Here is a 12,738-nt window from a genome sequence, read left to right as displayed (position 1 = left end):
TATTTGGTACACCTATTTCTTTTGATTTACTACCCCATAGGCGTCTTTTCTAGTTTTAGTTGTATAGAATACAATTAAAACTAGAACGTTCCCTTATGCAGACCGAATAACTGTATAGAATGCAGTTAATTCACAGACTCCATCAAAATTTGGCGGCGCTAAAAGCTGCATCAAAGTCGCCGGGTTTCCACTTGCCCAGCATCTGCTCAAGCCGCCCGCTTCAAACCAAAAACACCAGACAGCAACTCTCCCATAACCGGAGAATCGCTGTCTGGTGTTTTTTAAGAACGCCGATTCACAAACATCAGCATAGCGGCTGAAATAACAATAATTGAGCATACCCACATCCACGCGAGCGTCATATTGCCTCCATCTACCGCAACATAGATCGCTGTGGGTAAGGTTTGCGTACGGCCCGGAATATTGCCAGCTACCATGATGGTAGCGCCAAACTCCCCAAGACCGCGGGCAAAGCCAAGAACATAACCGGCTGCCAGCGACCGGCCCGCAAGCGGCAGCGTGACATAGCGCAGTACCTGCAGTTCACTTGCCCCTTGTGCCCGCGCTGCATCTTCAAGATCTGCTTCTATCCCTTCGAAACCCGCCTTCACTGTGCGGTATACGAGTGGAAAAGCTACGACTACAGCGGCGATAACAGCCGCCCCCCATGTGAACAGGATCGTCTGCTCCGTCATCTGTTCATACCATCTGCCGATCCAGCTTCGTCGGCCTAAAATAACTAAAAGCACAAATCCTACGACCGTCGGCGGCAAAACGAGCGGAAGCAGCATTATAGTCTCTACCAAGCTGTGGCCGGGAAACTTCCGGCCTGCCATGGCCTTCGCAGCAGCTGTTGCCAAAATGAATACAATAATGCTGGTAATCACAGATATTTTTACGGAAAGCCATACCGGGGCGAAGAAATCAGTCCAGTTTATTTCCAACCTTATTCCACCCGCTTCTACTCTTAATTTCTATTTAAGGAAGCAGGAAGCCATAACTTACAAAGATATCATTAGCTTCCTTGCTCTGAAGGTAACTATACAACTCCTTAGCTGCCTTTTGATTCTTCGAGGTCTTCACGATGCCTGCCGGATAATTAATGGCTTTGTGTACATGTGGACCGACCGTCAAAGCGATTTTAGTTTTCTTTGAAGTAAGCGCATCTGTCTTATAGACAAAACCGGCATCGGCATTTCCTGTTTCTACATAAGAGAGAACCTGACGCACATCCTTGGCAAATACAAGTTTGCTTTGCAGCGGATCCCATACCTTTTTCGCTGCCAGCGATTGCTGAGCATATTGACCCGCCGGCACAGATTCAGGCTGTCCTACTGCCACCTTCTTAAAAGCTTTATCCGTAAGCTGAGTAATTGTAGTTAATTTAACCTTTGAATCTGAGGGTACAACTACAACCAATTGATTCTTAAGCAGAACCTTATGATCGGAGATAAGTCCACCTTCCACCAGTGCATTCATCTGTTTATCACCTGCCGAGAAGAACAGATCCGCCGGCGCCCCTTGCTCAATCTGCTTTTGCAGAGTGCCACTTGCTGCATAATTAAAAACCAAATCAATATCGGGATGTTTCTTTTCATAAAGGAGAGCAATCTTATCCAGGCTGTCTTGCAAACTAGCCGCTGCGGAAACAATAATTTCGGTCTTCTTGGTGGCTGCTTGCACCTCTACACCTGAACCTGCAGATAAATTTACAACCAGAAGGATTGCCAATATCCCCATCACGGAGAGTGCCCATTTCTTAAACATTTCCATTCCTCCCAATTTCGTATGTATATATTTAGATGCTATTCTAGCATACAGTTTTTCGTTTTTCTACAACTACAGTTGTGTTTGGATATGTTTAGTTATATATTGTTATAATTAGACAATATATAACGATGATTTTGGCTTTTTGCACACAAAAAAGATGCCTCTGACACCCCTAAATAGGGCTGCAAAGACACCTAACACGAATGATATTAATTCTTCACGTTAAAGCCCAGTACCGTCAACATAATGGATAATCCACTCCCCCAGAAACCTCACCCGGATTAATATATTCATTTTTAAGAATTAAATGAATCTAGAGAATAGCTTTCTTCTGTATAAAATTGAACAAAGGTCAAATTCGAGGATAAAAACAACTCTATAAATCGCAATTATGTTATTTAATGTATGATGATATTATAAAAAGACTCACCAAACAAGAGAAATATTCTATAATTTTTGATTTGTAACAATATATGTAAACGAATATTTCATTTGAAGGTGAGAATCCATCTTATTTATATTGTGATATCCATTTCTCCAACTGCTGCCTGAGCACTTCCCGATAATATAACGGCTCTATGATTTCTGCATCCTCTTCGAATCTCTTAATCCAGCGGACAAATGCAATATCTTGTTCCAACGCGACTTTAAAATAACAACACCGAGCTTGACGGTCTACTTTATTCGGCTTATAGGGCAGATCCTCTCTCTTAAGCCCTTCCATGATTCGCTCCGAAAATTTCACTTTAAACTCTACCTGCAAACTATCGCGGTCAAGTGACCATTTTTGCTTCATAAAAGCTTGCAAATCAAATGATTCCTTTGAGAAGCAGCGGTTTAGTGGCTTCACGTTTGAAAAATCGTTGATATGATATGTACGAATAACACCCTGATGATGGCAAAATCCAATGAGATGATAACGATTTTCCAGTGGGACTAAACAATAAGGATCGATGGTTATTTCTTTCTCCTCCACCGCATTCTCACAATAATTCGCTTGAATACTCCTCTGCTTTAATAAAGCCTCCAATATAGGTGTTAAAAAAGATTGATGCTCCATCTGTGCACCGCTTCTTTCCAACCAGCTTGTACCTGCTTCTCTTCTTGCACGTTCTATCGTTTCTTCCCGCTCCGCCTTTCGCTTGTATTCAGCTGCAACTACTTTTTCATAAGCGCCTTCAAAACCGATAGGCAGAACGGGTTTAATATCTTCCATAATATAGCGTAGTTGCGAAAACGCAGACGCCTCTTCTTCCGACCAATCCAAAGGATAAAGTGCAAAATTGCCAATAAAAGCATAGCCTTTTCCATGTCCAAGGTGGGTTATAGGAATATGCATGGCGCTAAGCGCGTCCATATCCCGGTATATCGTTCTCTCGCTGTTGCCGCAGCGTTCCGCCAATTCACGGGCTAATATCCCTGGCTTGGCTTGAACAAGTGTAATAATGCGCATCAGTCGGATTAATCGGTCTGTCATATTCAGTTCCCCTTGATTTATGGTTAAATAGACCCATTATTTTATGAAAAAAAGTAATAGTGTGATAGAACTTTTTTACTATGTTACCACATTTTATATTACAATTCTTCTGATTATTTTCCGCCGAACCCGCTGACAAAACAAATTTATGTATAGGTCTTTTTTCGTCAATATGCATCTTCTAGTTGTATGTCCTATATCAATTTCCAGTAGCAGTTTTCCCCCGCTTCTGATACTCGAATCCAATCTGTTTATACAACATTTCGGCCTCTTTAAGTAGTAAAGGATCTCCAGAACGCACGGCTAGTAATAGTAATTTATCTGCGTGACGGCAAAGCATTTCATGAGCTTGACTATGTTGTCCTTCATTTTGCAACGTGGTTGCCTCCTCAATCGTTTCAGCTGTTTTTAACAATTCCAGATGTTTCTCTACGTGAAAGCAGCAGGTTTCACTCAGAACCTGCGTATGATGCGTGTATTCTAGCTCAAGAACCTTTACTGGAAGCTCTTGAACACGCTCTACGGTTGGCTTTTTATATTTCCACTGTAAGGAAAGAGCTTCATATCTACCTGCAATAGTAGTAGAGATATTGAATTCCAAAGCAATAAACTTTCGTTGCCCCGTTTTTATTTTGCCAAGCTTAAGAAGTAGCGATCTGCCCTCACCGACTTCAAACTCACACCCATACGAACGCTTAAAAGTTACATGGGGTTCAAGCCAAACTCGCAGCTCAATTTCACGCGCAACCACTTTATAACTGCTGGGTCTGCTGTGCTCTGCAGGTATATTCCCTTTCCATTCGACAAGCAAAATAACCTTACGATTGCCGCCTGCAAAAATACGATTTTGACTCCATGTGAATACGGGATGAATACTTTCTATCATTATTTCCACCTCTTTCTTTTTTTGGGTCTTCTATTAATGTACCAATAATGGCGGACAACTCCATGTCATGGAATGTATGTTCGGTTCTATATTATCGACAAAAAAAGAGTCATTCTACATGCTTAGTAGACTGACTCTTGTAAAAACAACTCCTTTTGTCTATTTATGACGAAAATTTTATGTTTTTTTCTCATCGACTCCCTAATTTAGTCTGCATTCGCTCTCGCTTGAAAAATAGTCCCAGTGCCCATTTGGCACACAACAGAGAAAATATAAAAAACAGTGTGGCCCAAAATATAGCGGGTATGGGAGTCATTCTTGCCAGATTGCTGGCATCTCCTGCACGGGACGGTGATACAGCAGCCGCGTATACCAGAAATAAACTTCCCATTACAGACTCCTCCAAGGTTAAAAAGGCCAATAACAAATAATAATATTTGCTGGCCTTCTTCCAAACCACCAGCATTAGAATATTTAGCGCAATAAATCCGCCCAACCACATCATGCCAAAGCTTCCTCGCACGTATAGCAGGAGCATAATCAACGCCACACCCGTAGCTAAGATAAGGCCCCAATCATGGCGTCCCTTACTGTATAAATAGAAGAGCAGAAGTGCAAATAAGGAGGCTAGCAAATAACCCGAGAGGGAAACTAATATTGCCTTGCCCCCTTCTTGAATAGCTGAATAGGTTACACCGCTATGATCTGCGTATAATTCAATCCTCAGCACACTACCCGACAGTAGTAAGGTCATCAGAGCATGACCAAATTCATGAATCATCGTGTCTAAATTCCGAAACAAAGATGAAAATGGGATCAATCTAGTCATAAAAGCAGATCCGATCAGAAGCAATATTGTTTTAAGCCATTTGTTCAATCGACAGCAGCCCCTTTCGTCCAAAGTATACGATAAATAGTACCTCTTCTCAATCGAGATAATCACGGACTGATCGTGTTTAATAATGAGTAAACGAAAACCTTAAGGAGGTAAAAATTACTTTCATTATAAGTATTACCAGTCCCATGGCGTACGCTGTCAGAAGCTGTCAAGCTGTGTTAAAATAAAAGAACTACAAGCCTAAATTGGGTGGTGATTATATAGATGAAACAACATAAATCCCGAGCATATCTACAGCTGTTATATTCGCTCCTGTTCTTGCTGACGCTTACTGTATGCCTGCCAGCTCCTGTAGCAAAAGCTAATATATTCAGTGATATCTATAATGGAGTTAAAAATTTCTCTGAGCTGCCAAACGAAGTGAATGAATTAAAGGAAGGTTTTCAGCAAACCGCTGAAGAGCTTCAGCAGGCAAAGGATAAGCTCGCGAATACCACGCAGGAGATAGAAGCTTACCGGATACAGAACGAAAGCCTACAAGAGCAGAATCGCCAACTAACGCAGATGGTTGATGAATTAAAAAATGACCGGACGGCACGCGAAGAATATTATCATAAAATCAAAGTGACTATTTTTACAGGGATTGGACTAATCCTAGGTTATTTTATACTGATCCGTTTTATTCGTTTCAGCATGCTTTACCGTTCGCGAAAAGGCGACCGTCTGCGTTAGTCTTACGTATTCATTGAAGATCACAGTCACAGCATGAGGGAGATGAACTATGAACATCGATATCCAAGATGAAAGCGACAGTGGAAGCGGACAAGCCGTAGCCTTCTCCCTTGAGGAGAAGGAAGAGGTTCATGTACTCCATCCACAACAAATTATCGCTTATCAAGGTCCTTCCTCAGGACGAGCGGACAGATTTATGGATGTGAAGGGCATATACCGCAAGCGAAAGTTGATTCGTTCCGATATGGCAGGTCCTTGCCATTTCGTCGCCGCCCTTCCACCAGGCTATCGCATAAAAATCCTGCAGCTCGATGGCAAAAGCGATCTGCTGTACGACTTTAAGCATCTCTTCTTCTACAGTATAGGTATTTCACTGGAGACCCGGGTGCTAAGCATGAAGAATGTGCTCGTTACACGGGACATTGTAAAAGTGAAATTCTCGGGCAATGGCATGATTGGCATACTGACGGAGGGTACGGTCTGTGAAGCTGTACTGCACCCGACCAACCCCCTTTATGTCGATGCAGGCAGCATTATTGCCTACCCTGAGAATGCCAAGCTGGAGCTCACCGTTTACGGCAACCATTTGGCTAGCCAGCATATGAGCTATCACTGGAAGATGACAGGTCACGGGCCTGTGCTGTTTCAGGCAGGACGTCAGAACCGCCGATTCGAAAGAGATAACAACGATGATGGAATTGTTAAACGATTTCTACGCGAGGTAGTTCCCTTCGGGGGTGTGTTTATTAAATAGTTGTGTTCAGTAGTAAAACAACAAAACAAAGAGCGCCATGCGTATCCTATACGCAGGCGCTCTTTGTGGTTCTATCCTTTATAAGAATGTTGTCTTAGGCGATAAAAGCATTCAACATCCAAGCATGTTTCTCAATGCTGCTTCTAATACCAATCAGCAGATCCGCAGTGGGTTGATCAGCCAGTTCTTCTGCAGTAGCAATCGCAGCCTGCAGTTCTTTAGAAACAGTTGTAAAGTCTCTAACCAGCTCCATTACCATACCCTTGGCATCTTCGCCGCCACGAGCTTCCTGTAAATCGGAAAGCTCCAGATATTGTTTCATAGAGGAGGCAGGTTGTCCACCAATAGCAAGCAGGCGCTCAGCCAAATCATCTGCATAACCAGCAGCTTCATTGTAGAGTTCTTCAAACTTCTCATGCAGCGTGAAGAATTGGGATCCGCTAACATACCAGTGATAATGATGAAGCTTTACCCCAAGCAGGAACCAGTTCGCGGTCTGGCGGTTCAAAGCAGCGTGCAGTTCAGTTTGGCTCTTTAGTTGTGTAGTCATTAATAAAACCTCCTATGGTTAATTTATTATATTGTATTTAGACTTGTTCTAAATCTATATACAATTTAACACATCCTTTTGCTTTTTGCAACCACTCTGAAGATTTGCATGTTGCCGATTCTAGCATAACTTTTGTTATAACGCCTATTATCTCTGTCACACTCTGGATAACGTCCTCTTTCTAGACTTAAATCAAAGATATATTTTCCTCCGCCGTCTTCCCTTTCTGACTCCGGAAAAAAGCCCTCATCTCATCGCGTTTGCTCTTTGGACTTAAGACATATACAGTATCCCCTGGCTCAATGACGGTACTGCCATGGGGGGTGACAATGCTTTTATTCCGGATAATAGCAGTAAATAAGATATCATCTGGCAGTCCGATATCGGAGATTTTCTGCCCGGCAATGGGCATGTAAGGTTCAATTCCTATGTGGTTGAACTCGGAATCCGTCTTGCCAAGGGCGACCAGCTCCATCAGGGATGGCTGTGCTGAATCCTCTTGCCCAACCAGCTTCAACCGGGAAGCCAGCGGTGAAATGCTTGTTCCTTGAATCACTGCTGAGGTCAGCACGACGAAGAATACCACATTGAAGAACAGTCGGCCGTGGGGAAGATTAGCTAGCAGCGGATAGGTTGCCAGCACAATTGGAACGGCTCCGCGCAGGCCGGCCCAAGAAATTAGTGTTTTTTCACGAATAGAGAATCTGGAAAAGAGCAAGCTTATAAACACTCCTATTGGCCTTGCCACAACCATCAGAATGACGGACAGCAATATACCTTGCCAAGCCACCTCTGCCAGCTCCTGTGGAAATACCAGTAGACCCAGCAATATAAACATAAATATTTGCATCATCCAAGCAAAGCCATGACTAAAATTCATAATGGTTCGATGATACATCAGCTCGGAATTGCCAAGGGTAAGACCCATTACATAGACAGCCAGCAAGCCGCTGCTATGAACGAGTGCAGATAAGCCGTAGGTTAGGACAGCAAATCCAATTGCCAATACCGGGTAAAGTCCCGTAGAATCCAGGTTAATTCGATTGATAAGATATACTGCGACTTTACCAAGTACAATCCCTATCACCAAACCAACTGCCATCTCCCATATAAAGGACAGCACAAGTCCCCATATCGCCATATCCGGATGCTGAATCCATTCGATCAGCGATACTGTCAAAAATACCGCCATAGGATCGTTGCTGCCTGATTCCGCTTCGAGTGTCGAGGTCAGTCGTTTGTCAATATTCTTACCGCCTAATACCGAAAAGACCGCAGCCGCATCAGTCGAACCCACGATAGCTCCGAACAGAAAACTTTCTGCCCATGACACCTCAAGAATCAGCTTAGCGAACACCCCAACGATAGCTGTCGTTAACAATACGCCTACCGTGGATAAGGATAATGCCGGCCGAATAATAGGCTTGATATCCTTAATACTGGTCTGCATCCCACCTTCGAACAAGATAACAACCAGCGCAAAAATCCCGGCCATTTGTGTTAAGGAAGCATTGTTAAAAAAGATAAATTGACTCAGTACCATCCCCGCAGCAAGGAAAAGCACTAGAGCTGGCATTCCAAATTTAGTGGAGAATTTGGTGGAAAACACACCTACAAGTAAGAGAGCTGCCAGCAATAATATGATATTATCTGCAAGTTGGGTCACCGTTTATTCACTTCCCTTTCGCTTCTAGCTTAAAATATAAGCTTCCTTATTTATGTATGTTATTACCCTTATCCACCTCCTTTTGAGACATTGAATAATATAAGCAGGATTGAAGATTTCATCCGCTGGGGCTTATACTTAAAATAATTCCTTTCTACCCTACTCGTATTTACATATAAGGAGGCTGACTGTATATGCAATTGAGATTAATTAAACCTGCGGAGCTGGAGCAAGCCGCTCTTCTAGCCCATTCCATCTTTCGCCAAGTCGGCGACACTTCTATGAAAGAGCTGTTTCCGCTGATTTTTAGCCCTGGTTACACTCACTCTTATGCAGCCGTTGCCGAGGACGGTAACATCGCTGCTTTTATGGGATTGGTGCCCTCCACGATCTGCACTGGAGAAGCTCTCCTGAACGTGTTCTCCATCGGCGCGGTTTGCACAGATCCTGCTTATCGCGGCCAGGGACTAGCCGGTCAGCTTCTACAGCTATGCCAGACCCATGCTGCGAATGCCGGCGCATCGCTTATCTTTGTCTCGGGTGACCGCTCGCTGTATACCCGAGCGGGATGCGTACCGTTCGGCGGTACGCAATTGGCCGAGCTGAACGCAAGCTCGGCTCACGCACTTGCTGCCGCAGCAGGGGAAGAATGGACGCTGCGGCCCATGCAGCCGGGCGACTTCTTCGCCGTCAACCGGCTGCTGAATGAACGCGAAGCCGGACAGGTGTACAGTCCGGGTGAGCTGGCGCTGCTGCCGGGTGCCGAGGCTTACGCGGGTGTGCTGGGCTTGTCCCAGCGCACACTCGTAGCCGTGCGGGACGGCAGCATCGAGGGGTTCGCCGCGATGGCTGTGCCCGCGGCGGATGTGCCGGCGCCGAGCCCAGCGACGGCGGTGGAATGGGCCGGCCAGCCGCAAGCGGTAGCGGCGTTGCTGGCCAAGGCGGCTCTGTGCAGCGGCGTTGGCACGCTGCAAGTGCCTGTGCCGTGGCAGGAGCGCAGCCTGCTCGCGCTTCTGCGGGACGCCGGCGCCTCCTTAAGCGCCGGCGCGAACAGCGGGACGGTCTGCATCGCAGACCGGGAAGCGCTTTTGCGGCAGACGGAAGTATGCCGCAAGCGTAGCCTCGACTTGTCGTCTGTGGACGACAAGGAGCTGATCTCGCTGCTGTTTGATCCAGCGAGCCCGCTTCGCACCTCTGATTCCTTGGAGGAATCAGAGGCAATTCCTTTACCTTATATGTCAGGCCTCCATTTTATTTAAAGCACAAAAATAACCTCAGCGGGAGAAGGATCCCGCTGAGGTTATTTAGTATGCTCTATTAACAGTTATATAAATTCAAATAATTGCTTATTCTCTGGAGTACACCTGTAGCTCTTGAATAGACCAATAATTCCCGCCGGCTCCGTTCTGTACAATTTTGACATACCTCGTCTTCACTTTAGAAAAGGATATCTTAGTAAGCTCTTTCGTACCTTTTCCAGACGTGAGTTTTTTCCAGTTTTGAGCATCGTCAGAAATATAGACTACATAGTCTCTTGGATAATCAAACGGTGATAACGTGCTATCCAAATCTATTCTTTCAATTTCATGTGCTTCACCCAGATCAATCTGAAAATACTCTCCGGATACCTGATGTTTTCCCGTATCCCAGCGCGTGCGCCGATCCCCATCGATAGCCAGACTAGGAGCTGATGCTGCCGTATTCACATTTGAGGATACCTTCCATTTAGTACGATCCAGAGGAACCAGTCCGGTGGCTGTAATCTGAACTTTATCGGACAGTAAATTAGAGCCGGATACCCTTACCGCGTAGGTATATAACGTCCCTTCACGTAAATTATGATCCGTATATTCTGTAAGCTTCACATCGGTGGCCACCACCTTCATTTCCCCGCCGCTACCTTCAGCGCGAAGCAGCTCATAGCTTGCTCCTGGTGCCTCCAACCAATTTAATTTTACAGCTAAACCTTTTGTTGCTGCGGCTTTGAATCCTTTAGGTGCCGACGGCTTTACTTCAGAGGAAGGCTGCAAAATATACTGCACAGCCTCTCCTGGAGCAAGGGTCTCCGTAAAGGTTAACGTAGGAGTAGCCTTTTTACCTGTTACATAACTTCTTGCTTTTTCATACGTATCCCCGTTTCCAAAACGTTCCCCTTCATACACCCCGTTTTTCGGCATAGTCACATTTACACTCACAGTTTGTGGAGTAGATTCAAAGTTAACGAAATTAACCAGCACCTTATTTGAGGTCGCTCCGCTTCCCGCAAGAGGCTTCAATGTAGAAGTATCCACGGCCCGAACATATACCAGCTTGTCGGCTAACACATCTTTGTTGGCAATTTGATAAGTTAGCGGAGCTCCATGTGTAGCATAGGCAAGACTGAGCCTTCTCATGATGCTGACACGTGAATCCTCATTTTCTTTTGTATAATAAATCTCTGTGGTCGCCGGATCATGCTCTTCTAAATTAAACCCGTATTTGAATAAACTGAAATCCTTAAAAAAAGCAGCATGCTGCACAAACATATCCGCATAACCAATATGTGCACGCATGATCCGGTCGAATACAGCCGCTGTCCGCTCCGTTGCCCCGTATTGATAGGCATCCACATGACTGTCCGAGGTACCAAATTCAGTGGTCAGCATTTTTTTGCCCAGTCCATTGTCTGCACCAGTGAAGGTCTTCAAATTCTCAGTAAAGCTTCCTCCATTACTAAAAATATAAGAGTCGCCGTAGGAATGTCCATTGGTCAAATCCGTAACCTTCTCCAGCTCCATACGTTGCTCTGGATCACGTTCCCAGCCATCCGGATCTCCACATTCCTTCCCAGTTCCCTTCTGATTACCGCAAGAATCCTCACTGTAGCTCGGCCAATATGCCCAGCCCGGAGCAACAGTTTGTAAATGGGGCGCGATTTGCTTGCCCTTTTTATTCAGCCAGTCCGCAATCGCCAGGTTCACTGCCTTAGAACGATTGAATAATCCCGGCTCATTATCTACCTCATAATATTGAAAATAGGGGCTATATTGCTCAAAATAATCTGTCAGCTTTTTCTCCGCGTCAGCAGGCAACGATCCATCTGCCTTAAGCTTAATATCACCAGTATGCAAATACAAAGCAACCGCCTGCATGTTGTAATCCTGTAATACCTTGTAATATTCCATCATATCCGAGCAGGATCTCCCGACATCACTGGCACAGCTAGTACGCATCACATTCCCGCTATAAGCCATCCCTAGCCATTTGATAACATAAGGCAAGTGCGTAACTGCACCTTCATCGAAATAAAATTGTTTATTATTCACTACTGTTCCCGTCAGTGTATAGCTGCCATGGATAGGCTCAGAAATTGGAGCGTTAAGAGATTCTAAACGGAGATTATCCCAAGTCCACCAGGAATATTCGTCTTCTTTGTCACTGCAATATAAACAGCGAAACGTTTGCAGCTTCAATTCATTCGTTCCTATCTTCAATTGCTCCTTGGGAATATATAATTCATAGGTCTTTTGAAAGTTATATTCGCTTTCTGTGCCAGCAACGCCCGCAATTTGAATGATCCCCGACAATTGATGATTGGAGAACACACTCATTTGCGGCACGGATTTATAAGCATCCAGAATACCTACGCTAAATAAGACCCCATTCTCCGGGATCTTATTTAGCTGATAGGTGATCGTTAATTCCGGCTGGGTCTTTCCATTCAAGCCTGCAGGCAAGCTCTGAAGAGCCGATGATTTGAGCACCGAAGAAGTAACATTAAATTCCTTCTTGCTGCCAGAAGTGCCACTCGCAGCGAATTCAGCTGCTGAGCCATCATGTTGTCCCAGATTCCAGATCACAGTACCATCCGGTATTTCTGCTGCAGCATCAGTTCCTGCAGATAGTCTTGGTATATTGGCACCTACCTTATAATCGTTTGTCCTATTCGTTCCGAAGACAGAGACAGACAACAGAAACAAGACGGTTAATGCGGCGAATTTTAGTAATAACAGTAATGGTTTGTTTGCAGATATCTTATTTTTTCTATTAGATATTCTCCTCGTTATTCCCATCCATAGGTCCTCT

Annotated in this window: 11 protein-coding genes; 3 read left to right on the top strand and 8 right to left on the bottom strand. The window is 44.7% G+C overall.

The window, feature by feature from the left end; genetic code table 11:
* Positions 1 to 281: 281 nt before the first annotated feature.
* From modB to MHI25_RS05230, 5 genes are all read right to left on the bottom strand, one after another.
* Positions 282 to 938, bottom strand: coding sequence for a molybdate ABC transporter permease subunit (gene modB / locus MHI25_RS05250; protein ID WP_172628881.1), 657 nt, complete (start codon positions 936 to 938; stop codon positions 282 to 284).
* A 40-nt stretch (positions 939 to 978) separates the two neighbouring features.
* Positions 979 to 1,767 (bottom strand): molybdate ABC transporter substrate-binding protein, encoded by a 789-nt coding sequence (gene modA, locus MHI25_RS05245; protein ID WP_076304992.1) that lies wholly within the window; start codon positions 1,765 to 1,767, stop codon positions 979 to 981.
* 514 nt (positions 1,768 to 2,281) lie between these two features.
* On the bottom strand, positions 2,282 to 3,247 hold the full coding sequence (locus tag MHI25_RS05240) for a WYL domain-containing protein (RefSeq protein WP_076185040.1): 966 nt from the start codon (positions 3,245 to 3,247) through the stop codon (positions 2,282 to 2,284).
* A gap of 199 nt (positions 3,248 to 3,446) precedes the next feature.
* Positions 3,447 to 4,133, bottom strand: coding sequence for a hypothetical protein (locus tag MHI25_RS05235; protein ID WP_076185039.1), 687 nt, complete (start codon positions 4,131 to 4,133; stop codon positions 3,447 to 3,449).
* Between the two features lie 190 nt (positions 4,134 to 4,323).
* Positions 4,324 to 5,010: a M50 family metallopeptidase gene (locus MHI25_RS05230; protein WP_340395085.1), complete on the bottom strand. Its 687-nt coding sequence runs from the start codon at positions 5,008 to 5,010 to the stop codon at positions 4,324 to 4,326.
* Between the two features lie 225 nt (positions 5,011 to 5,235).
* Between MHI25_RS05230 and MHI25_RS05225 the strand changes: the two genes are divergently transcribed.
* The gene (locus tag MHI25_RS05225) at positions 5,236 to 5,703 is read left to right on the top strand and encodes a hypothetical protein (RefSeq protein ID WP_076129257.1); all 468 of its coding nucleotides are present in this window, start codon (positions 5,236 to 5,238) and stop codon (positions 5,701 to 5,703) included.
* A 49-nt stretch (positions 5,704 to 5,752) separates the two neighbouring features.
* Positions 5,753 to 6,457 (top strand): AIM24 family protein, encoded by a 705-nt coding sequence (locus MHI25_RS05220; protein ID WP_076129258.1) that lies wholly within the window; start codon positions 5,753 to 5,755, stop codon positions 6,455 to 6,457.
* Between the two features lie 94 nt (positions 6,458 to 6,551).
* Here MHI25_RS05220 and MHI25_RS05215 read toward each other — a convergent pair whose 3' ends face one another.
* The gene (locus tag MHI25_RS05215; RefSeq protein ID WP_076129259.1) at positions 6,552 to 7,007 is read right to left on the bottom strand and encodes a Dps family protein; all 456 of its coding nucleotides are present in this window, start codon (positions 7,005 to 7,007) and stop codon (positions 6,552 to 6,554) included.
* Positions 7,008 to 7,194: 187 nt separating this feature from the next.
* Entirely contained in the window at positions 7,195 to 8,673 is a 1,479-nt protein-coding gene (locus MHI25_RS05210) for a potassium/proton antiporter (RefSeq protein ID WP_076137164.1), read from the bottom strand.
* 194 nt (positions 8,674 to 8,867) lie between these two features.
* On the opposite strand from MHI25_RS05210, the gene MHI25_RS05205 reads away from it, so the two are divergent.
* Positions 8,868 to 9,932: a GNAT family N-acetyltransferase gene (locus tag MHI25_RS05205; protein WP_340395084.1), complete on the top strand. Its 1,065-nt coding sequence runs from the start codon at positions 8,868 to 8,870 to the stop codon at positions 9,930 to 9,932.
* Between the two features lie 87 nt (positions 9,933 to 10,019).
* Here the strand turns inward: MHI25_RS05205 and MHI25_RS05200 are convergent, their stop codons facing one another.
* A complete protein-coding gene (locus MHI25_RS05200) occupies positions 10,020 to 12,725 on the bottom strand; it encodes a discoidin domain-containing protein (RefSeq protein WP_340011987.1) in 2,706 nt (901 codons plus the stop codon).
* Positions 12,726 to 12,738: the final 13 nt, after the last annotated feature.

It is taken from the genome of Paenibacillus sp. FSL E2-0177, assembly GCF_037992975.1.
GTDB classification, from domain to species: domain Bacteria; phylum Bacillota; class Bacilli; order Paenibacillales; family Paenibacillaceae; genus Paenibacillus_AQ; species Paenibacillus_AQ odorifer.
The sequence above is the reverse complement of the archived record's forward strand: the minus strand, read 5'-3'. Positions and strand labels throughout refer to the sequence as shown.

Coding starts and splice junctions, on each gene's coding strand:
- modA (WP_076304992.1), bottom strand. CDS start 1,767: ATGTTTAAGAAATGGGCACTCTCCGTGATGGGGATATTGGCAATCCTT.
- MHI25_RS05240 (WP_076185040.1), bottom strand. CDS start 3,247: ATGACAGACCGATTAATCCGACTGATGCGCATTATTACACTTGTTCAA.
- MHI25_RS05235 (WP_076185039.1), bottom strand. CDS start 4,133: ATGATAGAAAGTATTCATCCCGTATTCACATGGAGTCAAAATCGTATT.
- MHI25_RS05225 (WP_076129257.1), top strand. CDS start 5,236: ATGAAACAACATAAATCCCGAGCATATCTACAGCTGTTATATTCGCTC.
- MHI25_RS05220 (WP_076129258.1), top strand. CDS start 5,753: ATGAACATCGATATCCAAGATGAAAGCGACAGTGGAAGCGGACAAGCC.
- MHI25_RS05215 (WP_076129259.1), bottom strand. CDS start 7,007: ATGACTACACAACTAAAGAGCCAAACTGAACTGCACGCTGCTTTGAAC.
- MHI25_RS05205 (WP_340395084.1), top strand. CDS start 8,868: ATGCAATTGAGATTAATTAAACCTGCGGAGCTGGAGCAAGCCGCTCTT.
- MHI25_RS05200 (WP_340011987.1), bottom strand. CDS start 12,725: ATGGGAATAACGAGGAGAATATCTAATAGAAAAAATAAGATATCTGCA.